Annotated in this window: 20 protein-coding genes; 11 read left to right on the plus strand and 9 right to left on the minus strand. The window is 42.7% G+C overall.

Annotation, left to right across the window (positions count from 1 at the left end; all coding sequences use genetic code 11):
* Positions 1-89: 89 nt before the first annotated feature.
* The 7 genes from ACDZ28_RS03045 to ACDZ28_RS03075 form a co-directional block, all read right to left on the minus strand.
* On the minus strand, positions 90-1,364 hold the full coding sequence (locus ACDZ28_RS03045) for a MerR family transcriptional regulator (protein WP_042130969.1): 1,275 nt from the start codon (positions 1,362-1,364) through the stop codon (positions 90-92).
* A 198-nt stretch (positions 1,365-1,562) separates the two neighbouring features.
* Positions 1,563-4,250 carry a copper amine oxidase N-terminal domain-containing protein gene (locus ACDZ28_RS03050; protein ID WP_339288075.1) on the minus strand — a complete coding sequence of 896 codons (2,688 nt, stop codon included), beginning with the start codon at positions 4,248-4,250 and terminating at the stop codon, positions 1,563-1,565.
* A 211-nt stretch (positions 4,251-4,461) separates the two neighbouring features.
* Positions 4,462-6,531 (minus strand): iron ABC transporter permease, encoded by a 2,070-nt coding sequence (locus ACDZ28_RS03055; protein ID WP_375103980.1) that lies wholly within the window; start codon positions 6,529-6,531, stop codon positions 4,462-4,464.
* Positions 6,528-7,550, minus strand: coding sequence for an ABC transporter substrate-binding protein (locus tag ACDZ28_RS03060; protein WP_042130970.1), 1,023 nt, complete (start codon positions 7,548-7,550; stop codon positions 6,528-6,530). Before ACDZ28_RS03060 ends, ACDZ28_RS03055 begins: the two co-directional genes overlap by 4 nt.
* Before the next feature lie 194 nt (positions 7,551-7,744).
* A complete protein-coding gene (licT, locus tag ACDZ28_RS03065; protein WP_042130971.1) occupies positions 7,745-8,584 on the minus strand; it encodes a BglG family transcription antiterminator LicT in 840 nt (279 codons plus the stop codon).
* A gap of 279 nt (positions 8,585-8,863) precedes the next feature.
* Positions 8,864-10,708, minus strand: coding sequence for a beta-glucoside-specific PTS transporter subunit IIABC (locus ACDZ28_RS03070; protein WP_042130972.1), 1,845 nt, complete (start codon positions 10,706-10,708; stop codon positions 8,864-8,866).
* A gap of 208 nt (positions 10,709-10,916) precedes the next feature.
* A complete protein-coding gene (locus ACDZ28_RS03075) occupies positions 10,917-12,329 on the minus strand; it encodes a glycoside hydrolase family 1 protein (protein ID WP_375103981.1) in 1,413 nt (470 codons plus the stop codon).
* A 113-nt stretch (positions 12,330-12,442) separates the two neighbouring features.
* Here ACDZ28_RS03075 and ACDZ28_RS03080 point away from each other — a divergent pair, with 113 nt between their 5' ends.
* The 10 genes from ACDZ28_RS03080 to ACDZ28_RS03125 all read left to right on the plus strand — a co-directional run bounded on the left by ACDZ28_RS03080 (position 12,443) and on the right by ACDZ28_RS03125 (position 22,716).
* A complete protein-coding gene (locus tag ACDZ28_RS03080) occupies positions 12,443-13,411 on the plus strand; it encodes a LacI family DNA-binding transcriptional regulator (protein WP_341115972.1) in 969 nt (322 codons plus the stop codon).
* Positions 13,412-13,741: 330 nt separating this feature from the next.
* Positions 13,742-14,239: a DedA family protein gene (locus ACDZ28_RS03085; RefSeq protein ID WP_375103982.1), complete on the plus strand. Its 498-nt coding sequence runs from the start codon at positions 13,742-13,744 to the stop codon at positions 14,237-14,239.
* A 36-nt stretch (positions 14,240-14,275) separates the two neighbouring features.
* Positions 14,276-14,851, plus strand: coding sequence for a class I SAM-dependent methyltransferase (locus tag ACDZ28_RS03090; RefSeq protein ID WP_042130976.1), 576 nt, complete (start codon positions 14,276-14,278; stop codon positions 14,849-14,851).
* A gap of 19 nt (positions 14,852-14,870) precedes the next feature.
* The gene (locus ACDZ28_RS03095) at positions 14,871-15,551 is read left to right on the plus strand and encodes a response regulator transcription factor (RefSeq protein ID WP_042130977.1); all 681 of its coding nucleotides are present in this window, start codon (positions 14,871-14,873) and stop codon (positions 15,549-15,551) included.
* Positions 15,544-16,638 carry a sensor histidine kinase gene (locus tag ACDZ28_RS03100; protein ID WP_375103983.1) on the plus strand — a complete coding sequence of 365 codons (1,095 nt, stop codon included), beginning with the start codon at positions 15,544-15,546 and terminating at the stop codon, positions 16,636-16,638. Before ACDZ28_RS03095 ends, ACDZ28_RS03100 begins: the two co-directional genes overlap by 8 nt.
* Positions 16,639-16,800: 162 nt before the next feature.
* Complete coding sequence (locus ACDZ28_RS03105; RefSeq protein ID WP_076120943.1) at positions 16,801-17,472, plus strand: response regulator transcription factor; 672 nt, start codon at positions 16,801-16,803, stop codon at positions 17,470-17,472.
* Entirely contained in the window at positions 17,469-18,548 is a 1,080-nt protein-coding gene (locus ACDZ28_RS03110; RefSeq protein WP_375103984.1) for an ATP-binding protein, read from the plus strand. Before ACDZ28_RS03105 ends, ACDZ28_RS03110 begins: the two co-directional genes overlap by 4 nt.
* The gene (locus ACDZ28_RS03115) at positions 18,545-19,030 is read left to right on the plus strand and encodes a GNAT family N-acetyltransferase (protein WP_375103985.1); all 486 of its coding nucleotides are present in this window, start codon (positions 18,545-18,547) and stop codon (positions 19,028-19,030) included. The genes ACDZ28_RS03110 and ACDZ28_RS03115 overlap by 4 nt, the downstream gene beginning before the upstream one ends.
* A gap of 168 nt (positions 19,031-19,198) precedes the next feature.
* Positions 19,199-20,956 (plus strand): ABC transporter ATP-binding protein, encoded by a 1,758-nt coding sequence (locus ACDZ28_RS03120; protein ID WP_375103986.1) that lies wholly within the window; start codon positions 19,199-19,201, stop codon positions 20,954-20,956.
* Positions 20,956-22,716 (plus strand): ABC transporter ATP-binding protein, encoded by a 1,761-nt coding sequence (locus tag ACDZ28_RS03125; RefSeq protein ID WP_375103987.1) that lies wholly within the window; start codon positions 20,956-20,958, stop codon positions 22,714-22,716. Before ACDZ28_RS03120 ends, ACDZ28_RS03125 begins: the two co-directional genes overlap by 1 nt.
* 72 nt (positions 22,717-22,788) lie before the next feature.
* Here the strand turns inward: ACDZ28_RS03125 and ACDZ28_RS03130 are convergent, their stop codons facing one another.
* Positions 22,789-23,577 (minus strand): TrmH family RNA methyltransferase, encoded by a 789-nt coding sequence (locus tag ACDZ28_RS03130; RefSeq protein ID WP_375103988.1) that lies wholly within the window; start codon positions 23,575-23,577, stop codon positions 22,789-22,791.
* A gap of 327 nt (positions 23,578-23,904) precedes the next feature.
* Positions 23,905-24,588, minus strand: a complete 684-nt coding sequence (locus ACDZ28_RS03135) for a TrkA family potassium uptake protein (RefSeq protein WP_331281342.1) — start codon at positions 24,586-24,588, stop codon at positions 23,905-23,907.
* A 163-nt stretch (positions 24,589-24,751) separates the two neighbouring features.
* On the opposite strand from ACDZ28_RS03135, the gene ACDZ28_RS03140 reads away from it, so the two are divergent.
* Entirely contained in the window at positions 24,752-24,988 is a 237-nt protein-coding gene (locus ACDZ28_RS03140) for a small acid-soluble spore protein SspI (RefSeq protein WP_042130985.1), read from the plus strand.
* The last annotated feature ends 35 nt before the right edge of the window (positions 24,989-25,023 follow it).

Genomic DNA, 25,023 nt, shown 5'->3' on the forward strand with positions numbered 1-25,023 from the left:
GGGGTCATCACCACGTCAAGGGAACTTTGTGAAAAAAAAGCACATTAAAAAGCGCGAAAAAAAGAAAAGTGTGGGGTTAACCCAATATTTTAGGAAATCAAATTTTGTCTTCTTTTCCGCTCAAATTCGTTCGCAGGTGAAATGTTATCGATCTGACTTTTTTTCCTGCCCGCATACAGCATCAGATATTGTTCTTTATCATTCATATCAATATAGGGGTTGTTCTCAAGAACCGGACCGATTTCTGCAACCTCTAGCTGTGAAAAATACAAAGCATCCAATCTTTCCAATATTCTATTTTTATTAAAGTAATCTCTTAATTCAAGCGGAATGTTTATGAAGTCCTTGCTTTTCGTTCCGATATGAGGATAGGCACCCGTGAGAAGACCCTCTTCTTTTAAAAACGGCGATACAATATCTAATAGGGATTTATTCGTTGATTTAGCGTATATTCTGCTCATCCAATGATCGATGATGATATCCATAGAGGATTCTGCAATCGGTAATTGATCCATGGCACAGCAGAAAAAGATGAAGTTACTATGCTCATGCTGTTGCACTAAATTATCCTTCACACTCGTTATTCTGTCCTTGTCATGACAAATAAGCACATAAGTGCAGCCTTTAGGCAGGTAATCAATATACTGCATTAGAAATCTACCCACACAATTATCTAACTCCATGATATATTTAGGGCTATTTCCGTGGTTTAAAATATAGTCGATGATCGTATGAGTTCCGTTATACATAAAATTCACAAACTTCGGCGAAGTCACCTCGAGGAATTTTTTCTTCGAAGGGATCTCAATCTTTTTCCTTACCGCCTTCTTATCGATGTAGATTCCATCTTCTATCACAGCAATGTAACCGCATTCACAATGAACAGTAGCTTCGATCAGCATACTTTTTTCTACAATCCCGTCACTGATCTCCAAAGCTTGCTTGCAACAAGGGCAATATAATAATCCTGTAGAGGACAGAGGAAATCCCAGTCTTTTCTTTTCACTGATTCCATACCTTTTCAACTCATTGATTCGATCTTTCAGAAGGAAGTCAATCTCCTTACATCTTTGCTGTTCTTTCAGATTCTGCTCTTTTTTTCGCTCCAGTAAGGATAAATAGAAATCTCTGAACTCATCTGTCTTTTCACCGCCAATGCGATTGAAGCATAAAATCTCCTGAATTTCAGTCAGCGAAAAATCCAACTGCTTCAGCATCGTAATTTTTTCGATATCACAGCTATCTTCTTCACTAAATTTATACTGCCAGCCCTGTTTTTCAGCAACTAGAAGGCCCATATCTATATAATGGCGAATGGTATCTTGCGTCACGTTATTCTTTTTGGAGAATTCACCAATTTTCATTTTTCTTTGCTCCTTTTTAGTCATATGAGGTACAAGATTTCAGGATCGTAACATAATTAATTGTGAAAAATAGCACAAACTTCTCGGTCACTACTATATCATGAAACTCAAGGAAATTATGTACATAAAACAAAAGCCTGACCATTAGTGGCCAGGCTAAAAGAGCTAAAAGTCTCATTCCAATTCCATATCGTACGTTTAATCTCTTCCGTCACGCCCTGAGCTTAATTCAAACTCCTCCGTTGAATTTGAAAGACCGCCATTCTGCATACCGCTATTATTGGCTACAGCAAGAACATACACCTTATACTTAATACCTTTAACAATTGAATTGCCGTTAACATCCCTTATCGCAGTGAATGTTGAAGGATTCGTCCCGTTAGGGGTTACCGACGAATAATAAGAGGAATTCACCGCAAGTGCATCCGCCGTACCAAACCCTTGTTTAGACGGAACCACCAATACTCGGTATTCTGAGATGTTGGATTCATTGGCTGATTTGTCGAAACTGATCAGGATTCTACCATTGTCTTCTCTATACGTTACATTTGTTACAGAGATCACCGGACTTTTATTCGCAGATAACGTAATGGCTGATGATTCCCCGGAAATTGCATTTGGACCCGCATAATTTCCGTTGCCGGCAGATAATACATACACTTTATAACTAATTCCAGCCTTTATTAAATTACCACGTACGTCTCTGGCGGAAGAATCTAATACTTGACTGGTACTGCTGCCCGATGTGCTTACCGAGGTGTAATTAGCACTGGATACATTATTTGCATCAGACAGGCTAAAGCTGCTGTAATCAGACGTAGGTACCACCATAATCCGGTATTGGTTGATGTAAGTTTCATCTGTGGCGTGGTTAAACGATACCTGCAAATCCCGGCCGTCGCCGTAGTCATTAACATCGCTAACATTCAAGTTTGTAACAGCCTTTAGGCTGGAATTATTAAACAATGTAACTATCGGTGAAGCGGAAGAGAGCTCATTAGAATCCGAATAACCTCCGCTTCCAACAGATAACACATACACTCTATAGCTACTCCCACTCTTAATCAGATCACCGAGAACATCTCTAGTTGACGAATACAAGACCTGATTTGTAGAAGACCCACTTGTACTAACAGTTGTATAGTTGCCACTTACTACATTATTAGCTGCGTATAAATCAAAACTGCCATAATATGACGTTGGAACTACCATAATTCGGTACTGACTGATATAGGTTTCGTCCGTTGCATGAGTAAATGACACTCTCAAATCTCGGCCATCTCCATAATCATAAACATCGCTGACACTCAAGTTAAAGACTGTGCTCACACTGGAATCATAAATTAATGTAATTACTGATGAAGCATTCGAAAGAACATTCCCTCCTGAATTACTTCCGCTTCCAATAGATAAGATATATACTTTGTAGCTGACTCCATTCTTTATCAAAGCTCCACGTACATCTCTGGCTGACGAGCTCAATGTTAGGCTGGTTGAAGTACCATTTGTACTAGCCGCTGTATAGTTGGCATTTGTTACATTATTGGCTTCGGCTAAACTAAAGCTGCTGTAATATGACGTTGGAACCACCATGATCCGGTACTGGCTAATATAGGTTTCGTCCGTCGCATGAGTAAATGACACCCTTAAATCTCGGCCATCATTATAGTTGCTAACGTCGCTGACAGTTAAGTTAGAGACACCTATGTTGGTCAGTGTTATTGCAGAGGAAACAGAAGACAATACATTATTAGCTGCATTGCTGTTATCCATCGCCATAACAAACACTCTATAGCTTACGCCTGTTTTAAGAAGTGCTCCGTCTGTATCTCTGGATGCTGAAGATAAAATTTGAGTGATATTATTCCCTGTCTTACTGACTAGCGTGCTGTTCGCACTAGATACATTATTGGCTGTGGTTAAATTAAAATTCGAATAATTATTACCTTTAACAACGAATATCCGATAAGAACTTATCTTCGACTCATCTGACAGCTTATTGAAGCTGACCGATAAATCTCTTCCATCCCCATAATCACTTATATCATTTACTTGTACATTATTTATTGCTGTTACAGTCTTATTCACTAGTGTTATAGAGGAGGACCCAATAGAAAGTGCACTGGTATTACTTCCTTTGCCAACCGTCAAGACATACGCCACATACGCTTGATTATTCTTAATTGAATCACCATCAACAGTCCTCGAAATGGATGTTAATTTAATCGAAGGATTTGTGCCTGTCGGTAATACCGTAGAATAATTGTAAGAGGCTACCGCTTGTGCGGATGACAGGTTGAGAATATTCCCTGACTTCACAATCAGAACACGGTAATGATCTACTAGAGATTCATTAACTGCTCGTGTGAAGCTAACCTGAAGATCCCGACCGTCACCATAATCACTCACATCCTGCGCTACTATGTTAGATACTGGTCCAGCGTTTCCAACATTCGAGGCAGAAGTCGTTATAGTTACAACTTGCGTCTTAGGGTTCCATCCCACTTCATGGCCCAGCGCTTCACTGACGAACCTTGTTGGGACCATCGTTCTCCCCTTCAGATTTAAACCAGGCACGTCTAGCGTTACAGCCTTATTGTTAATGGTGGCTGTCTTTGAGCCAATCTTTAACATAATCGTTGTATTATCTTTAGTCGCAGTTACAGTTTGTGCCTTTTGATCCCACTTGATGGAGGCATTAAAGGCCTCAAAAATAGCCCGCAGCGGTACCATCGTCCGCCCGTTCACCATTACCGGTGCTTGATCTGTAGACAATCGAACACCGTCAATAATAATACTGATCGGAGTAGCAGCCTTCACTGAAGATTGAAACATCATCGGAAAGGCTACTAAAACCACTAAAATTGAAATCCATAACTTTTTCACAAATCCACCCTCCTGGAATGACGAATACATTTTTTACCTACTTATTTGACGCCTCTAAGTATATAAAAGTTTCATGATTTATAGGTTACAAAAAAATAATCTTCCCCATCAGTCCATGATGGAAGACGGGTTATGCACTCAGAGAAAAAGAGAGCGCGGTATTACCACGCTCTCTCCTTCCAGTACTCAAATTATTCAGCTTCGCGAAGATTTACACTTTTCTAACCTGTGATCTATACATTAGAAATAGGAAATACGGAGCTCCGATCAACATAATAATAAGGCCTGATGGGATTTCTTTCGGTGCCATTATGGTTCTTCCCAGCGTATCCGCAATCACGAGCATCAATCCGCCAAGTAATCCTGACAGAACAATAGATCGTCTAGTGTGATGCCCAATCATCATCCGTACCGCATGCGGCGCCATAAGTCCGAGGAACCCAATGGTTCCTACACTTGCAACGGCTCCCGCTGCAAGCATCACACCGATAATCATAGCCCAAAGTCGAGTTCCGCGAACGGACAGACCCAAACCTGTTGAACTCTCATCGCCAAATGCTAATAAATCGAATCTACGTCCTAAATAATAAGCCAATGGAACAAGTACAATCAAAAAGATAAACAAGCTATTAAATTGATTCCAGCTTCGTCCGTAAGTCGAACCCGTTAACCAAATTAAGGAGCTGCTGCTCCATAAACTCCCCTTGACGATCATAACCTGTATTCCCGCAGAGGCAATGGCTGATACAGCGATTCCAAGCAGAATAAGGACAGATGGATTCAAGGCTCTACGCCATGCCAAAACAAACACAAAGGCTGCAGCTAGAGCACCACCCGCAATTGCTGCAATGGGGACCGCTATTACCGTCAGTGCCGGAAAAGCGATCATCACAGTTAGCGCCCCCAATCCAGCACCCGAGGTCACACCAATAATGGAGGCATCAGCCAGCGGATTTCGGACAGCGCTTTGAATCAAGACACCGCTAACGGCAAGAGCTATACCGCCGCCAGCGGCAACGAGTGTACGCGGAAGTCGTAAATTCAACAGGACGGAATACGATCCATCTCCGCTGTGGACAAGACTGCTCAACAGATCCCTGATTGGTATTCTCGTTCCCCCAAGTGACAAACTCACAAGGATAACAACAATGAGCAGGACGGTCATACATATGACCGTCGGAACAAAGCGCATCCGAAGCGCTGTTCCGCCTATATTCATAGATGACTGACCAGAGCCTGAACCTGAGATATTTTTCATCTTGGTGAGGACTAGCCAAATGAGCCAAGGCGCTCCAATGATCGCCATAACTGCCCCAACTGGCATCTCCCCTACACTGCTACGAACCACGCGCGCAAGCGTATCCGCTGCCGTAATGAGCAGGGCTCCCCACAACGCACTTGCAGGAATGAGCAGGTGGTGCTTTCGAATACCACTAAGCCGAACCAGATGAGGAGCCACTAGACCAACAAATCCGATCGGACCGACCACGCTGACCACGACCGCAGCCAATAATACAGATAAACCTAGACCTAAACCCCGTGCCAATCCAACACGTTGCCCAAGCGAGCGGGCAGTGGATTCATCAAGCTCCAGCGCATCAAATTGTCTACCTGCGAGCATAGCTGCTATAAGCAATGGAATTACAAACGGCCAGGCATACTTAACACCGTCCCAATCTAGCTGTATCAATGAGCCTGAGCCCCATAAGAATAGGTTTTGTGTTTCGTTCTTGTTAAAAATATGTAGGGCCGATGTAAAAGCTCCGAGAACCATAGACACAATCATACCTGATAATGCCAATCGGACAGGCGTAGCCCCTTTACCACCGCTCAACAAATAAGCGGCTAATGCGGCAAGCAGTCCCCCTGCTACTGCAAGCAAGAATGGGAACTGATGCTGCAAAGCTGGAAAAGTAACCATTCCAAGGACAACCATAAAATAAGCTCCGGCATTAATCCCTAATGTATCTGAGGAAGCCAGCGGATTCTTCGTTATCGTTTGCAGTAATGCTCCAGCCGCAGCCAGGGCGGCCCCAGCCAGTAGGCCTATCACCGTACGCGGCATCCGGATATCCCAGAGCAGATTATGTTCCATCACATCCTGGCGATTCAGCAATCCCTCCAACACCGTAGCTGCAGGGATTTTGGCTTCACCGAAGCCTAGGCTTAGAATGGACAGAACAAAGAGGGCGGCAAGGCCGCCCCCAAATATTACAATGATACGCCAGATCATTCCACTCGAGGCTTCTTTTCTGCTCTTCCCGTTCATAAAAGCACTCATTTCGTTAATGTATTTATAACTTCATCCACGATAACTTTGGAGGAGATCGGACCGCCGAAAACCCAAGTAGTACTGCTCAAACCGAAAGTACGATTCTCTTTCACAAAGTTAAGGCCGTTCCACACGGAATTATCCTTCAGCTCTTTCGTGAAAATATTATCATCCTTCTGGACGATATACATCAGGTTAGTATCCTGAACAGCCGGCAATGCTTCAACCGTTGATGTAGTGAAGCCGTAAGCTTCGAATTTTTCGGGTTTCCAGTCGTTCTTCAAACCAATCCGCTCCAATGTTTGTACAGCAAGTGAGTTATCTGTAAAAAGACGCAATGTTGCTGCATTCTGGTAGCTGTAAGCTTGCGTCAGCACGTAATTCAAGCCTTCTTTACCTGCTTCAGCCAGCTTTGCCTTCGCTTCCGCATAATGTGCATCCAGGTCAGCAAGAACCTTGTCGCCTTCCGCGGTTTTACCTACAGCCGCTGCAATCGTTTTGAAAGTATCTTCCATCAACGTATACTGATTGCCTTGTCCTTCTTCCGGATACAGACCGAAAATCAGTGTTGGAGCGATGCCTTTTAATTGATCATAAATTCCTTCGTGTCCACCCGTATTCGCAATAATCAAATCTGGTTTTAATGAAGCAATGGTCTCTAGATCCGGCTCGTCGCGTGAACCAACATCCGTTACGCTTGCATCGAGTGGTACTTCAGAAGTTACATATAACTTGTAGTTTTCGTTATCGGCGTTCCCCACCGGCTGCATTCCGAGCGCAATAATATCTTCTGTAAATGTCCATTCCAGAACTACAACCTTTTGCGCAGGTTTATCCAACTTAACCTCGCCTTTAGAATCTTTTAATACGATCGGACCGCTTGTAGATTCACTACTTGCATTTTCAGAAGCTGGTTTGTCATTTGCTCCCGCGTTCGATGTTGAATTATTCTTTTGGCTAGTACCACAGCCAGATACTACCAATATGATAGCGATAACCATAAATAAACTAATTAACCTTTTGTGCATTCTCTTTATCCCCCTGTATGTACCGCTCGAAGTTTTATTCTATGATAATTGTTATCATCCTATTGATAATGATTATCATAGAGAACATAATAGATATCTTATACGTGATTCCGCTGAAAGTCAAAGTTAAAATTTTATATTCTCTAAAAAAAATCCTAATAAATCAAGGGCTTCCTTGATCATTAGGATGTTTGCTACTCCATTTTTTGGTTGGTAATTCTTTCAATGTGTATGGTGAGATACAACATTTCATCATTTGTTAATTCACGATTGTATGTTTTATCAATATAGATTTTTATTTTTTCAACACTGGCGAAAGCATCTTTGTATTGCTCCTTCACTAAATTAAATAAGCCATTCTCATTATCCGGCGGCGGTGTACCGTTGATGAGACGTTGTGCAAAAAATTTCAAGTGAGTGATAAACCGGTAATAAGAGAGGGACTCCTCATCGTATTCTAGTCTGAAATGATGCTTCACAATATTTAATATATCATTCATTATCTTCGTAATATTCACCATATTGGGCATCTCTTCATTTAATTCAGCATTCACCAGATGGAGAGCAATATGTCCTGCCTCATCCTCGGGAAGCCTAACGCCGAACTTTGAGTGAATAATTTGAAGTGCAGCTTTCCCAACCTCGTATTCTTCCTTATAGAACTTTTTAATTTCCCAAAGCATAGCGTTTTTAATCTTCATTCCTTTTGAGAATCGCTCCAACGCAAAGCTGATATGATCGGTCAGACTAACATAGATGCTATCGTCCAACATTTTACCGAGTTGCAGTTTGGCAAAGTTGATAATCTCTTCTGAAAGCTCCATATGCTCTATTGGAATCTCGGAAAGAAGCGTTTTTAGCTTATCTGATAGTTTTTGATTGTTTAACGTAAATATTTTTTCAATTTTGTCTTCTTCTAAGATGTCTCCTCGTTTTTTCTTAAAAGCAAGGCCTCTCCCCATGATTACCAATTCAATATTTTGATCATCTATGACGGTAACTACATTATTGTTTAATATTTTTTCAATCTGCATGCTACAACTCCTTGTACCAAAAATTAAAAAAGGCAAAACCAAAAGTAACCATTAAACAAATGGCTTAACTTCGGGTTTTGCCTGCACGACCAGTAACAATCCACAATTATTAATTTATAAAAATCATACCATGGACTTATTTAGTCGACAAGCATCTAGCAATCCTTTCCATTATGCGCAACTAGCTATATTTTTATTATGTTTTTCATAAAAAAATCGACCTCTCAGCATCCATACTAAGAGATCGATTTCGTTTTAATTCTTATGGCCTGCCACTAATCAAACTACTACCGTCAACAAATCTTCGCCCGGTGTGATCGCTGCTTTTTTAGTGCCAATAACGTCACTATAGTTAGCTGTATTGGTAATAATGATCGGTGTTGTACTTTGATAGCCTTCATTTTTAATTTGCTCGAGATCGAATTCAATCAGTAGGTCACCCTGTTTAACAGTTGCTCCTTCTTCCACCTTCACATCAAAGTATTTACCCTTTAACTTCACAGTTTCTATACCGATATGAATCAGAACTTCAACGCCATCATCCGATACGACTGCAATACAATGACCTGTTCTAAAAATGGTGGATACAACCCCGCTTACTGGGGAGTACAGCTTACCTTCTGAAGGTTCAATTGCCATCCCCTTGCCCATTGCTTCAGAAGCAAATGCAGCATCATCTACGGAGGATAATGGGATTACGTTACCGGCAAGAGGGCTTGCAACCGTTGTACTTTTCACAGCGTGAGGCAGAATAACCTCATTGTTCTCAGAACTCGTTGTTTCTTCCTCAGCGATCACTTTCTTTTTGTCTTCAAAACCAAAGAACATCGTAATCACCGTAGCCAATATAATCGTCCCAAGAGCTATGATCGCTTGAATAGCCAAAGGTGAGAATGCAGGAAGACTTAATACGCTAACAAATGCGAATACTTCCATTTTTACACCAGCAAGACCCGACATCGCTCCACCTAGACCACCGGCAATAGATACATAAATAAAAGTCCGTTTGTAACGTGTCAGCAATCCGTAAATAATAGGTTCAGTTACGCCTGAGAGCGCGCCAGGTAAAAAGGTACTTCCGGCCAATGTTTTCAACTTTTTGTCTTTTGTTTTCAAGAAAATACCTAAGGCAACACCAAGTTGAGCGAAAATAGCCATACCTGCCATTGCATAGATCGGATCTCCACCCTTAGCAATGTTTTCAAGAATAATCGGAACGAGTCCCCAGTGCAAACCGAGCACGGTCAGGTACGTCCAGGAAATCCCCACAATTGCACCCGTAATAATACCACTCTTACTGCTGAGGAACACAATAGCGTCTCCGATTAAGTTCCCTACATTCACTCCAAACGGTCCGAAAACCAAAATGGTTAAAGGAACAATTAACATCAAACATAACATAGGTACCAAGAACAATTGTAAATCCTTGTGTATAAACTTTCTTAGCTGCTTATCTAATAAAGCATATATACAGATAGCGATGAAAATCGGAAAAACGCTCGATGAATAATCCGACATTACTAAAGGAATACCTAGAAAATGTGGAGATTCAATACTGGCTAATCCCGTAATATTTGGTTCGAGTAAAGCCGCACCGATAGCGCCCCCTACGTAAGCATTTACACCAAGTCTAATCGATAACGTAATGCCTAGGAAAATTGGCAGAAAGTAAAACACGGCATTACTAGCGCCGGCTAGTACTTTGTAAGTCTCTCCATCCGCTGCTAAAACATTTAACGAAGTCAGTACAGTTAATAGCGCTTTCAACATACCCGCACCCGCTAAGGCACCAATTAAAGGCGAGAAGCTTCTAGAAATCACATCAAAAATCAGGGTTCCTATAGGTTTCTTAACCGTATTATCGCCAGAATTACTACTAGGGGATATGGATTTGCTTATCTCTTTATAAACATCAGCAACATGGGTACCCACAATAACTTGGAATTGTCCCCCTTTGCTAACTGCACCAATAATCCCTTCCATTTTATCCAGCTTTTCTTTATCAACTTTCTGTTCATTATTAAGCGTGAATCTTAGTCGAGTAGCACAGTGAATTACGTTGTTAATATTTTTCTCTCCACCGACAGATTGAATGATGTCTTTACCCAGCTGTTCATAACTCATTATCCTACACCCCTTTGGTAACCGATATATTAATCAATCGAGAAGGAATGAACGCAAAAAAACCTAAATCACATTTATGCACGAGAGAGAAATCTCCCGTAAACATAAATGAAACTTAGGTTTTGCCTGCTATGCAGTAGCAATCCTGATATCCGATTAATTGTTATTTACAAATTAACATGTTCAATTCATGATGTCAACCGACATCCTAGAACAGGTTCTGTCCATTTGATTCAATCACTTCTTTGTACCAGTGGAAGGACTTCTTCCGGTATCGTTCAAGAGTACCTGAACCATCATCATGACGGTCCACATAAATGAAGCCATAACGTTTCTTTAGTTCGGCGCTCGTTGCGCTAACCAAGTCGATGCAGCCCCAGCTTGTATAGCCCATGACTTCCACTCCGTCGGCAATAGCCTCCGCGACCTGAACCAGATGATCTCGTAAATAATTGATCCGATAGTCGTCGTTTATTACCTTTTCGCCGTTCCCATCTACTACCAGCTGATCGACAGCGCCAAGACCATTTTCCACGATAAACAGCGGTTTCTGATATCGGTCGTAGAACATATTCATAACATAACGCAAGCCTTGTGGGTCGATCTGCCAGCCCCATTCGCTCGCTTCCAGATACGGATTAGGCACCCCACCCAGCAGGTTCCCTTCTCCTCTGATCTGTTTCTCTGGATCAGCCGTTTCACAAGTGCTCATATAGTAACTGAACGATATGAAATCCACAGTATGCTTCAGAATCTCTTCGTCCCCTGGCTCAAAATGAATGTGAATCCCATTTTCTTTGAAGAACCGCTTCATATAGCCAGGGTAATACCCTCTAGCATGAACATCCGCAAAGAACATATTTTTGTGATCACTTTGCATTACCTTGATCAAATCGTCCGGATGCGGAGTGAGAGGATAAATCGGCATGCTAAGCACCATACACCCTATTTGGAAGTCTGGATTAATCTCATGTCCGATCTTCACAGCCAGAGCACTTGCTACGAACTCATGATGAATAGCTTGATACAGATCCTGCTTACTCAATTTCTCTAACGGCGTATTGATCCCGCCACTCATAAATGGAAACTCAAGAATGGAGTTAATCTCGTTAAAGGTCAGCCAATATTTAACCTTGTTCTTGTAACGATTATATATCGTTCTTACATAGCGCTCGTAAAAATCCACCATCTTACGGTTAACCCATCCATCATATTCTCTTGCCAGATGTAGCGGAGTTTCATAATGGGAGATAGTCACCAGTGGCTCGATGCCGTATTTATGACACTCATCGAATAGGTCGTCGTAAAACTGCAGACCTTTTTCATTGGGCTCCAGCTCGTCCCCTTTCGGAAAAATCCGGGACCAGGCAATAGACGTCCGGAACACTTTAAAGCCCATTTCCGCGAACAGCTTAATATCTTCTTTATATCGGTGATAGAAATCGATTCCCACCAGCTTCATATTATCGTCAGTAGGAACCTCTGTAGGCGCAGACTTAATCCCCTTCGGCATAACATCTTGGGTGGACCATCCTTTACCATCCTCCTGATACGCCCCTTCAAGCTGATTGGCTGCTACAGCACCGCCCCATAAGAATCCTTTTGGAAATTGCAATTCCATATTTTTTCCCGCCTTTGCTATTGTGATAGTATAGGATTACTGCTCTAATTCGAATCCTAAACCTTGGAACGCGTTACATGTCAAGTATTATTCATGTGAAGGAGAACAAACCGATGTCCACTCTTGACGAAATTGCTAAGCTATCGGGCTTTTCCAAAGCCACGGTGTCCCGCGTCCTGAACCAATCGCCTCATGTTAGCAAGGAGACTCGTGAGAAAATTCTCGCCATTATGAAGGAAACGGATTATGTTCCTAACCGAAATGCCATTTCTTTATCCAAAGGTCAGACGCAGCAAATCGGCATGATCACCATGGACTTAAACGAGCTTATTCTGAGCTTTATGAACAGCTTCGTCGAAATCTCCGGTCGTTACGGATACCAGACGATTATTTATACTACCGGTGGGGATAAGCAAAAGGAGCTTCAGGCTTTTGAGGATCTCAAAATGAAACGAGTCGACGCCCTGCTCATCCTGACCTCCGTTAACGAACAGAATGTCATCTCTTCCTACTGCAAATACGGACCCATCGTATCCTGGCAGCGCATGGACCATCCTGATATACCGTCCGTTGCCATGAACCAATATGATGGATACGCACTCGCTTTGGAGCATTTGATAGCGCGGGGTTATAAGCGTATCGCTAATGCCTTCGGCCGTCCCAGCAGCATTAATACCCAAAGCAGACGCCTGGCCTATGAGCACATCATGACCAAATATAATCTTCCCGTTGTCGAGAATTGGTATTACTCTACGATTTACAGCATCCACGACGGAGAGCAGTTACTGCGCACCCTTATGGATGAAACAGACCGGCCGGACGCGATTTTGTGCTCCAATGATTTGGTCGCGGCGGGCATTCTCAGCGAAGCACGCAGGCAGAAATTGGACGTGCCCGGGGATCTCGCCATCGTTGGTTTTGATCATTCAGAGCTGTCGCGAACCCTTGGAATCACCACCATTCTGAATCCGATTGCGGGACAGGCAGAGAACGCTTTTCTTCTGCTGGCTCCAGTGCTACTTGGGCGGGAGATGGAACTGCAGCCACTGTCGTTTCAACTAATTCAACGGGAGACAACCTAGTTTGCCCATTGCTATAGTATTACCCGGGTGTATGAAAATAAAAAAGTCCTGATTGATCAAAAGTTTCTTGATCATCAGGACTTTTTTGTATAAATACTAATATTTTGAATATCTACTCTCACCATCCATCTACTGAGAATTATTCACCTTGATAATCCAGACGAGACATTTTTATGATCTAGGAACACTTCACTTTGCTTATCCCGGATAAACATCATCTTCATAGGATTCCCATACACCTCTTCAGGATTTCTTTAGAATTCTCACCACTAAATCCTCAGAATTTTCCGTTAAGATTTCTGTATTGAACTGAGCGAAAGAGGTGTCATATTGGCCAGTAATACGATCTTAGAGCTAATCAATCAGTATGGATATCTGATTTTTTATCTTGCTTTCACTCTAGGACCTTTTGGAATTCCAATCCCTAATGAAATTACAATCCTCACCGGAGCAACCCTGAGCCATATGGAGGTAATTAATTCATGGATGACTTACTTCTGCATTTTATCAGGGCTATTAACAGCCTTTACACTTGCTTATCTTGCAGGTAAATTCTCCGGTCAAAAACTGAAGAACAGATTCCAGCAGAATAGACATTTTCAAAAAGCAGAGCAGATCTTGAAAAAATACGGAAATATGGCTATGTACATTGGCATGTTTATCCCAGTTGTACGATATATCATCCCTCTATTAATCGGACTAAGCGGTACAAGTTATAGACGATTTGCTCTTATTTCTTATACCAGTGCTTTAGGTTGGACCTTAATGTTTTTCTCGGCAGGTACGTACTTCGGGGATCACATTCTATCAAATTTATTCAATCCCTAATTTCAATTAAATCTTAAATTAATGGAGGGAAACTAAGTGAGCTTCAATGAAAACATTTTATTTTTACGAAGTTTTATTCAACATCCAAAACGGGTTGGTAGTGTTATACCAAGTTCACGGTTTCTCGCAGATTCCATGGTTAAAAAAGCGAAATGGCCCGAGGTTAAGGCCGTTGCTGAACTTGGATCAGGGACAGGTGCAATCACTCGTGCAATTAGTACTAAGATAAATAAAACAACAAAAGTATTATTGTTTGAAATGGATGAGACCATGAGAAATAATCTAAAAACAGAATACCCTGACTTCTCCTGTTATTCAGATGCTTCTCATTTAGTAGAAAGAATGAAGGATTTAGATATTCATCAGCTAGACTGTATTTTTAGTGGGTTGCCCTTTTTTAATTTTGAACGTGAACTGAGAGATACCTTAGTGGAACAGATTTATCAAGCGCTCAAGCCAGGAGGATTATTTGTCGCATTTCAATATTCACTTCAGATGAAGAAGCAATTATCCGAATATTTTAGTATTGAAAAAATAGAATTCGTGCCTTTTAATCTTCCCCCTGCTATAGTCTATGTCTGTCGTAAAAAGGGAACTATTATAAATAAATGAAGAAGGGGCGTTGTAGTTAATGAATACAATCCTTATTGCGGATGATGATTCTGAAATTCGAGATGTGATTCATGTTTATTTACGAAATGAAGGCTACCATGTGCTTGAAGCAGCAGATGGTCAGGAGGCCCTGATAGCAATACAAACAACACCCATTCAATTGGTTATCCTGGATGTTATGATGCCGCGAATGGATGGTATTATAGCCTGTCTGAAAATAAGAGAAATATCGAATATTCCTATTATTATGTTGTCAGCCAAGCAGGAAGACATTGATAAAATCACAGGTTTAACTACTGGGGCAGATGATTACATGATCAAACCCTTTAATCCTCTGGAACTACTGGCTCGTGTGAAAGCCCAATTACGGCGTCAGTCCTTAATTGGGAAGGAAGAATTCAATTCACTACTTATAATCAAAGACCTGATAATAGATAAAAATAAACATTCTGTGAAGATTAAGGGAGCCGATGTTTCATTGACTCCACTTGAATTTGCGATTTTGACTTTGCTTGCAAGTCGGCCTGGGCAAGTTTTTAGTTCGGAGCAAATTTACGAGAATGTATGGAAAGAACCTTATGGATATTCTGACAATACCGTAATGGTCCATATTCGTAACTTAAGAGAAAAATTAGAAGAGAACCCAAGAGAACCTTTGTATATTAAGACTGTTTGGGGAGTTGGCTATAAAATTGACTAGAATTAAGCGAAAACCAGAAAAAAACAAACGAATTCAAACCAATATTTTAATCAGGATGGTGTTGAGTTTAATCATTACCATAGCAATTAATACCTCACTTAGCCTCCTATTCTTTCACTTTGCCAATGTAACAAAATGGGAATGGTTGTTCAATTTTCTGGCCTATCTTCTTACACCAATGTTTTTAGTTATTTTTGTGATTACATTTTTTTCCTTGACCCGACGAATCGTCAAAGATTTAATTGCATTGGAGCATGGACTTCAAATTATTTCCGAAGGTAATTTAAGTTACCGGGTAGCTGTTGAACGACAAGATGAACTAGGATCGGTGGCGTTAAACATCAATCGGATGGCAGAGCAACTAGAAAAACAGATCATCAAGGAACGTGAAATTGAAAAATCGAAGATGGAGATGATCACGGGGATTTCACATGACTTACGTACACCTCTTACAAGCATTATTGGATACATTGAGCTCTTACGAACAGGTTCGTTTCAAGATAAAGAAGAATACACACGTTTCATTCAAAACACCTACAACAAAGCGGTTCATTTGAAGAAGTTACTTGATGATTTATTCGAATATACCAGGCTTACTTCAGTTGAATCCAGGATAAAACTAGAAAAAATCGATTTATCTCAGCTTTTAAATCAGTTGTTATTTGAATTCGAACCGATTGCTCAAGAAAATAGTGTACATCTCGTGAAAGGATTCTCCGATTTACCAGTATTCACTTTAATTGACAGCGAAAAAGTGGCAAGAGCTATCGATAATCTTCTCATGAATGCATTAAAATATTCCTACAAGCCTGGAAGCATTTACATACGGATGACAACAAATTGTGAACACATTTCCATAGAAATTGAAAATAAAGGGACTCCTCTTACACGAGATCAAGAGAAAAGACTATTTGACCGATTTTATAAGGTTGACCATTCAAGAAATAGCGAAGGAATTCAAACAGGAGCTGGACTTGGCCTTTCCATTGCTAGAAATATTGCTGAGTTGCACGAGGGAACCTTAACACTTAAACATACTAATGATGTCTTCACATTTCAACTGAGATTGCCCTTTAAAGAAGATTAATACCACTAAGCATAAAAGTGCCCGATCGGATACTTACACCGAGGGAGTTTAGGAAGAACGCAATGGAATCTAAAGAACCGCTAAAGATTTTGTCTTTAGCACTTTTATCCTTTAGAATTATGGGGATAAGCGGTTAAATCCGGAACCTATTGGAGTGAAACCATGATTAATATCCTCGTTGTGGAAGACGATAAGCATGTCAGAAAACTAATGAACGCTGTCCTAAAACGGGAAGGTTATAAAGTGTTAACAGCTGAGAATGGCATCCAGGCACTGGAAGTTCTTGAAGTCCAGCATATCGATCTAATTATCCTCGATATCATGATGCCGGGGATGGATGGTTACGAATTTGCCGAAGAGCTAAGAAATGCGAACAACACAATTCCGATCCTCATGGCCACGGCCAAGCAGCTTCCAGAAGATAAGAAAAAAGGATTCCGCCTCGGAACGGACGATTACATGACCAAACCTGTGGATACAGAAGAAATGCTGTTGAGAATTCAAGCCCTTTTGCGCCGCTCACAGATTGTAAGCGCCCGTAAGCTTGTTGTCGGTAAAGTCATTCTTGATTTCGATGCGTTAACAGTAACTCGAGACAATGAAAAACAGACGCTTCCCCAAAAGGAATTCCATCTCCTCTATAAGCTTTTATCCTATCCGGAGCGCATTTTCACTCGCATCCAGCTGATGGACGAAATCTGGGGGATGGACAGCGAAACCACGGACACTACAGTTAATGTGCACATCAATCGCTTGCGAAAACGGTTTGAAAACTATCCGGAGTTCGAACTTGTGTCCGTCCGCGGTCTCGGTTATAAGGCGGTGAGAACATGATCAAAAAGCTAAGTAGCAAAATCAGTCTGCCGATCTACTTCTCGATTGGTGTATTCATCATTTTCCTCATTACAATGCTGATCACCGGAATCCTGACCTATCTGTCCCTAGTCTTCGGTCTGCTCGATGAGCGGATTCTCCAGGACAAAAAAATTCTCACCTTGATTATATTGATTGCCTGCACCATTATCGGCACCGTCATATCGATCATTACCAGTCGTAGAATGCTGAAATCAATCCATACCTTTATCGATGCCATTGACAAGTTAGCCGGAGGGGACTTCTCCATGCGGCTACAGCTCAAACACCCTCCGGAATTCAAGATTCTCTCCGAGAATATTAACCGGATGGCTGAGGAGCTGGGTGGCATCGAAATTCTGCGTACAGACTTTGTAAACAATTTCTCCCATGAATTCCGTACTCCGATTGTATCGATTAAAGGGTTCGCTGAAATCCTGAAGGATGATGAGCTGAGCAAGGACGAACGGAATGAATATCTGGATATTGTTATCGAAGAATCTACCCGCCTGGCGGCTCTGGCCTCAAATGTCCTGAACCTCTCCAAAGTGGAAGCACAAGCGATATTAAGCGATCGACAACCCTTCAATGTTGGAGAACAAATTCGCCAATGCGTCCTGCTACAGCATACTAAACTTACGAAAAAGCATATTTCCTTCAAAGCCAACGTGCAGGATTATGAGGTACCCGGGAATAAAGAGATGTTGAGCCAGGTCTGGCTAAATTTATTAGACAATGCAATCAAATTCACGCCCGAGTACGGTGAAATCGAAGTTACCATGAGGCGGTTGAAGGATCAGGTCGAAATTACGTTCCGTGATAATGGAGTAGGCATTAGTCCAAATGCACTCCCCAAGGTCTTCGACAAGTTCTATCAACAGGATACCTCTCACTCTACTGCCGGTAATGGCTTGGGGCTTACGATTGTCCAAAAAATCATTGAGCTGCACGATGGAACCATCACCTGCGACAGTGTTCCAATGCAAGGAACCACTTTCACTGTACTGCTCCCCGATTTTAAAAAGGTAAGAAAAGAAATGGGGGCTACCAATAAATGAGTGTAAAATTCAAAAAACTGAGTAGCTTTAATCGGGGAATTCTCTTTGAATTATTGACAGATGCGTATTCATTTGATCGAAGATATGAACAAAGCTCTATTTCTGATTGGCAGGATTGTGACAACTTTTTCTTTGAGCATTTACAAATTGCTGATAAATATGCTTTTATCACAACTGTAGATGATGAACCCATCGGATTTGTGGTGTGGGACCCGAGAAACATGCCTGAGTATGCAGAAATCGGGCATAATTGCATTGCTTCCAAACATAAAGGCAATGGTTATGGTAAAATCCAGCTTCAAGAGGCGGTTAATAGAATCAGCCAGAATGATGTAAAAAAAATTATTGTGACCACAAATGATGATCTAACCCCTGCTCAACGGATGTATGAAAGTGTTGGATTCACAATGTATCAAAAAAGGAGAAATGAGAACGGCGCAGATTTTATTGAAGAATTCATAGATTATGTGTATTTTTTATAAAATGTTAAGGTGTTCACGTATATCCTGCTCAAACACAAGAGGCTATCCCAAGCAGTCATTCTATGGCTTAAGGGATAGTCTCTTCTTTCATTTCATAGCAAAAGTTAATTTTCAGTTTATCATTCTCCGTTACGATCATAGCAACGATAATGCAAAGGAGTCATTCTTATGTTGAAATTACTCAAGAATCTGGAACCCAAAGAATGGTTCTTATTCGGTATCAGCCTCATGTTCATTATCGCTCAAGTTTGGCTGGATTTAGAACTGCCTGACTACATGAGTGATATTACCCGGCTGATCCAGACACCAGGAAGCGAAATGAATGAAATCCTTGTAGCAGGAGGCTGGATGCTGCTCTGTGCTCTTGGCAGTCTGGCGACCTCGGTGGTTGTAGCAGGTATTGCTGCGAGAATAGCGGCCGACTTGTCTGCAAGATTGCGTTCCAATTTGTTCGATAAGGTGCAGTCCTTCTCCATGGAGGAGATCAGCAACTTCTCAACAGCAAGTCTAATTACCCGTTCCACGAATGACATCACGCAAGTACAAATGCTGATTGTGATCGGCTTACAACTGCTTGTGAAAGCTCCAATCCTTGCAGTGTGGGCGTTACTCAAGATTTCCGGCAAAAGCTGGCAGTGGACCCTTTCTACAGGTGTCGCGGTCGCACTCCTCGTAATTATTGTCGCGATCTGTATCGTGCTTGTCCTGCCTAAATTTAAAAAGCTGCAGTTGCTTACAGATAATCTGAATCGTGTGTCCAGAGAGAATCTTAACGGTCTTCGTGTCATCCGGGCTTACAATGCCGAACAATATCAGGAAAAGAAGTTCGCTGTAGCCAACAACGAGCTTACCAGTACCAATCTATTTGCCAACAATGTTATGACCATGTTGATGCCAAGTATTACTTTGATTATGAGTGGGTTAAGCCTCTCCATCTATTGGATCGGTGCCGTGCTCATTCAAGCAGCCGAGGGGACAGCCAAGATGGGCTTGTTCTCAGATATGATCGTATTCTCATCTTATGCCATGCAAGTAGTTATGGCCTTTATGATGTTGATTATGATCTTTATCTTACTGCCCCGCGCTCAAGTGTCGGCTAAGCGTATCAATGAAGTACTAGAAACAGTACCTAGCTTAAAGAATGGATCAGTAACTCAATTCCCTGTGAAGCGAGAAGATGAAATTGAATTCAGGGGGGTTAGCTTCAAATATCCAGATGCAGAGGAATATGTGTTGGAGAACATCAGCTTCACGGCAAAACAGGGAGAAACGATTGCTTTTATCGGATCAACAGGCTGCGGAAAAAGTACACTTGTTAATCTCATTCCCCGTTTCTATGATGCTACAGAAGGTGAAGTGCTGGTAAATGGCATCAATGTTAAAGAATACGACCAGCAAGCGCTACGGAATAAAATGGGCTACGTCTCCCAGAAGGCTGTTTTGTTTGGAGGAACAGTGTCCTCCAATATTGCATTTGGTGAGAACGGCTCCGGTCAGGTCCTCAGTTCAGATATTGTAGATGCGGTGTACACTTCCCAATCCTCTGAATTTGTAGAAAAGCTAGAGGGGAACTATGATGCCCATATCGCCCAAGGCGGATCAAATCTCTCTGGCGGGCAGAAACAACGGCTGTCGATTGCCAGGGCGATTGCACGACGTCCAGAAATATTAATCTTTGACGATTCTTTCTCGGCGCTTGACTATAAGACCGACCGCAAATTACGCAGTGAGCTAAAAAAAGACGCGCATGACTCAACAATGCTGATCGTAGCTCAGCGTATCGGTACAATCAAAGACGCCGATAAAATCATTGTTCTGGAAGCCGGACAAATCGCCGGTATCGGAACACATGACCAATTAATGCAAACCTGCAGCGTATATCAGGAAATTGCCTACTCACAGCTGACCAAGGAGGAGCTTGCCTAATGAAGATTAAGAATAAGAGTCAGAATACATGGAGCAAGCTGCTCCGTTACTGCCGCAAGTATGTTCCAGTGATCGTAATTGCGCTAATTTGCGCGGCGGCTGGAACGGTACTCACGTTATTCGGTCCGGATAAACTCTCCGAGATCACCGACAAGATTACAGCCGGCCTCGTCAGCGGCATCGATATGGACGGCATTACTGCCATTGGCATTACCCTCGTCGTGATCTACGGCGTCGGTGCGTTGTTATCACTCTCGCAAGGCTTGATCATGTCGAATATTACCCAAAAAGTCTCCAAGAAATTAAGAACCGACCTGGCTCATAAAATGAACAGACTTCCGATCTCCTACTACAACAAGTCGGCAACCGGTGACATTCTCTCCCGGGTTACCAACGATGTGGATACCATCGGTCAGGCCCTCAATCAGAGTATCGGTACTGTAGTGACCGCTGTCGCAATGTTCATCGGCTCCATTATCATGATGCTCCGGACCAATGTGATCATGACCATCACCGCTGTCGTTGCAACTATCATCGGCTTCGGTCTTATGGCGATCATCATGAAGAAATCGCAAAAGTATTTTGCCAGTCAGCAGGAATATTTGGGCAAAATCAACGGTCATGTTGAAGAAGTATACACAGGACATAACGTTGTAAAAGCATATAACGGGGAAGCGCAGATGCGCACCACCTTCCAGGAATTGAATCAAGGGCTGAAGAACAGCGCCTTCAAAGCACAATTCCTCTCCGGTCTGATGCCGCCGCTTATGGGCTTCATTGGTAATCTGGGCTTTGTCGCCGTCTGTGTCGTGGGTGCTGTATTAGCCATGAATGGTACGATTTCATTCGGGGTCATTGTCGCTTTCATCATGTATGTACGTTACTTTACCCAGCCGTTATCTCAGATCGCCCAAGCCGCACAGAATTTGCAATCGGCATCCGCCGCTGGAGGGCGTGTATTTGATTTCCTAGAGGCTGAAGAAATGGAAGACGAGAGCTTGAAAGAACGCACGCTGGCAACTGCTGAAGGCAAAGTACGTTTTGATCAAGTACAATTTGCATATGAGACTTCAGAGAAGCTGATTATCAAAAACTTCTCGGCAGACGTAAAGCCCGGGCAAAAAGTTGCCATAGTAGGACCTACCGGTGCAGGGAAGACCACTCTCGTTAATCTGCTCATCCGCTTCAACGAATTAACAGGCGGAGAAATTTACATTGATGATACGCCGATCAGCAGCCTTACGAGAGAGAACATTCATGATCTATTCTGTATGGTCCTGCAGGATACCTGGCTGTTTGAGGGTACCATCAAAGAGAACCTGATTTACAATCAGCAGAATATAACAGACGAGAAGCTTGAAGAAGCCTGCAAGGCTGTTGGCCTGCACCGCTTCATTCAAACCTTAAGTGATGGTTACAATACTATCCTTAATGATAAGGTCAATTTATCCGCCGGCCAAAAGCAGCAGCTGACCATCGCTCGCGCGATGCTAAAGGATGCGCCGATGCTCATTCTTGATGAAGCTACAAGCTCGGTGGATACCCGTACAGAGCTGCTGATTCAGCAGGCGATGGATAAGCTTATGGAAGGCAGAACCTCTTTCGTTATCGCACACCGACTCTCAACGATCAAGAATGCCGATGTGATTCTGGTCCTGAAGGACGGCGATATCTTGGAAAGCGGCAGCCACGCAGAATTGCTGGCTCAGAACGGATTCTATGCAGAGCTCTACAATAGCCAATTTGAACAGGCTTCTTAAAAACGACAAAAAAACTGCAACTCAATCATGAGCTTGCAGTTTTTTATCGTCCGTTCCTTTTTTAGAAGCAGCTTATGCCTCCCGCTGCCGCATCCCCTCAAACAGCAAAATCGTCGCTGCCATCGCTGCATTTAGTGATTCAGCGCGGCCTGCCATCGGGATGATGATACTCTTGTCCACGAGTCGCGCAGTTTCCGGCGAAATGCCTTTGCCCTCACTGCCAATCAACAGCCACTGACTGCCGTGAAAATCATGCTGATAGCACGATTCTTCTCCCTGCAGCGAAGTACTCACCAGCAATGCCCCGCCTTCCCGGGCTTGTGGCAAAATCTCACTTAAATCTCCCTCCACCACCGGGAGATGGAACATCGAGCCCATCGTGGAACGGATGGTCTTAGGATTATAGAGGTCGGCACACCCTTGGCCGAGGATCACTCCGTCTGCTCCCGCAGCATCCGCACTGCGGATGATGGTGCCGACATTGCCGGGGTCCTGTACACCGTCCAGGACAACCACCAGGCTTTCCTTCTTCGCTAGGATAGCCTCTACCGCCTGCTGTTCCTTCCGCACGATGGCGAACACCGGCTGCGGTGTATTAGTGCTGCTGCATTTCGAGATAATGGCCGCTGACACGCCAATCACTTCCATGCCCTGAACGGACTGAAGAAGCCCCTTGAGTTCAGCAGGCATTCCTTTGTCGAGGTCATAGGCCAAACATTCCACATCTGCTTCAGCCAGCAGCGCTTCCTGTACCAGATGAACGCCTTCTACGATATATTTACGAGCCTTGTCACGGTGCTTTTTCTCCTGCAGCCCGGCCCACTCTTTAACCCGCGTATTTTGCGGAGACATGATTTCCATAAAGTCTTCCTTTCTTATGCCTTGCCATTTATTCTTGCTCTTATATCTTTGTTCTTTATCTTTATCTTTATTTTTTATCTTTATCTTTGTTCTTCTTCTCTTCTACTCCCCTATAAACCTGATGATTACGTTATGAAGAGGAAATTTGGAACTGTAGGAGCTTAAGCGTTCGCCCGAAAGCTTTACGAAGTAAAGCTCACTTCGAAAGCATAAGCAGTCTCGGGATTTTATCCGCAGCAAGCGGTTCAAATCAAAAAAATCTGGAGACAACAGCGACCGGAAGTCCAACTTTCCTCGGAATAACGCTTATCATCAGAATCGCCCCACCTACTGATACGCGATCTCAAGCTTCGTCAAATTATCCTTATGCCCAACGATTACAAGAATATCCCCGTCGATCAAGCGATCCTCTGCGCGAGGGGAGATGTTCATCTCTTCACCTTGGCGAATAGCCATTACGTTACAGCCATATTTTGCGCGGATATCGAGCTCTTGTAGATTTTTTCCGATCATCGATCCGGATACCTTCATGTCCAAAATACTATAATCAGGCGACAGCTCGATATAATCCAATATATTAGGCGAAGCCAAATGATGCGCAACCCGCATTCCCATATCCCGTTCAGGATAAATCACCTTGTCCGCACCAATTTTACCTAATACTTTGCCGTGCAGTTCACTTTTGGCTTTTGCAATAATTGCTGGCACTCCAAGATCCTTCAGGATTAAAGTTGTCAGAATGCTAGCTTGGATGTCCTCACCAATGGCTACAACGACTACATCAAAATTGCGAATACCAAGTGCGCGTAACGCTTCCTCATCCGTAGAATCTGCAGATACGGCGTGTGTTACTATATTTGAAATCTCCTGTGTTCGCTGCTCGTCCGCATCAATCGCAAGTACATCATACCCCATACCGCTGAGCGCTCTAGCAACACTGGATCCGAAACGCCCCATGCCAATGATAGCATATTGTTTTTTGGCCATGTCTATATGTACCTCCCGTAGCATTCTATATCTCAAATAGTATAGCATAAGCCAAGAAGAAACGTCATTGTGGTCCTTTATGGATGACAACCGTTTCTCGTAGCAAAAACTTGAATTTTCAGCACCCATACAGGGTACATTAAAACGAAGTGAATATCACTACATTCCAAAAAGGAGGTACTTTTTCATGCCAGTTACCATTGACTTACGTCAGGCGATTATTCATAAAGTGCATGGTCAATCTGAAGAGGATTTGCGGCATATGATTGAAGGCTCGGTAGACGGACCGGAAGCAGCACTCCCGGGACTTGGCGCCGTGTTTGAAATGATATGGAAAGACCTGGACACCGCTAAACAAGATAATTTGGTCTCTATGCTGCATGATCACTTGGAGACAATTACCCCTGGCAATATCACTTCATAACTAGACGTAATTAGCCAAAAACCTCCGTCTTACCA

Source organism: Paenibacillus sp. RS8 (assembly GCF_041956825.1).
Lineage (GTDB): Bacteria > Bacillota > Bacilli > Paenibacillales > Paenibacillaceae > Paenibacillus_AQ.

What these genes read in the sequence shown, in the direction of transcription:
- ACDZ28_RS03045 (WP_042130969.1), bottom strand. Translation starts at nt 1,364, where the DNA reads ATGAAAATTGGTGAATTCTCCAAAAAGAATAACGTGACGCAAGATACC.
- ACDZ28_RS03055 (WP_375103980.1), bottom strand. Translation starts at nt 6,531, where the DNA reads ATGAGTGCTTTTATGAACGGGAAGAGCAGAAAAGAAGCCTCGAGTGGA.
- ACDZ28_RS03060 (WP_042130970.1), bottom strand. Translation starts at nt 7,550, where the DNA reads ATGCACAAAAGGTTAATTAGTTTATTTATGGTTATCGCTATCATATTG.
- licT (WP_042130971.1), bottom strand. Translation starts at nt 8,584, where the DNA reads ATGCAGATTGAAAAAATATTAAACAATAATGTAGTTACCGTCATAGAT.
- ACDZ28_RS03070 (WP_042130972.1), bottom strand. Translation starts at nt 10,708, where the DNA reads ATGAGTTATGAACAGCTGGGTAAAGACATCATTCAATCTGTCGGTGGA.
- ACDZ28_RS03075 (WP_375103981.1), bottom strand. Translation starts at nt 12,329, where the DNA reads ATGGAATTGCAATTTCCAAAAGGATTCTTATGGGGCGGTGCTGTAGCA.
- ACDZ28_RS03080 (WP_341115972.1), top strand. Translation starts at nt 12,443, where the DNA reads ATGTCCACTCTTGACGAAATTGCTAAGCTATCGGGCTTTTCCAAAGCC.
- ACDZ28_RS03095 (WP_042130977.1), top strand. Translation starts at nt 14,871, where the DNA reads ATGAATACAATCCTTATTGCGGATGATGATTCTGAAATTCGAGATGTG.
- ACDZ28_RS03105 (WP_076120943.1), top strand. Translation starts at nt 16,801, where the DNA reads ATGATTAATATCCTCGTTGTGGAAGACGATAAGCATGTCAGAAAACTA.
- ACDZ28_RS03110 (WP_375103984.1), top strand. Translation starts at nt 17,469, where the DNA reads ATGATCAAAAAGCTAAGTAGCAAAATCAGTCTGCCGATCTACTTCTCG.
- ACDZ28_RS03115 (WP_375103985.1), top strand. Translation starts at nt 18,545, where the DNA reads ATGAGTGTAAAATTCAAAAAACTGAGTAGCTTTAATCGGGGAATTCTC.
- ACDZ28_RS03120 (WP_375103986.1), top strand. Translation starts at nt 19,199, where the DNA reads ATGTTGAAATTACTCAAGAATCTGGAACCCAAAGAATGGTTCTTATTC.
- ACDZ28_RS03125 (WP_375103987.1), top strand. Translation starts at nt 20,956, where the DNA reads ATGAAGATTAAGAATAAGAGTCAGAATACATGGAGCAAGCTGCTCCGT.
- ACDZ28_RS03130 (WP_375103988.1), bottom strand. Translation starts at nt 23,577, where the DNA reads ATGGAAATCATGTCTCCGCAAAATACGCGGGTTAAAGAGTGGGCCGGG.
- ACDZ28_RS03135 (WP_331281342.1), bottom strand. Translation starts at nt 24,588, where the DNA reads ATGCTACGGGAGGTACATATAGACATGGCCAAAAAACAATATGCTATC.
- ACDZ28_RS03140 (WP_042130985.1), top strand. Translation starts at nt 24,752, where the DNA reads ATGCCAGTTACCATTGACTTACGTCAGGCGATTATTCATAAAGTGCAT.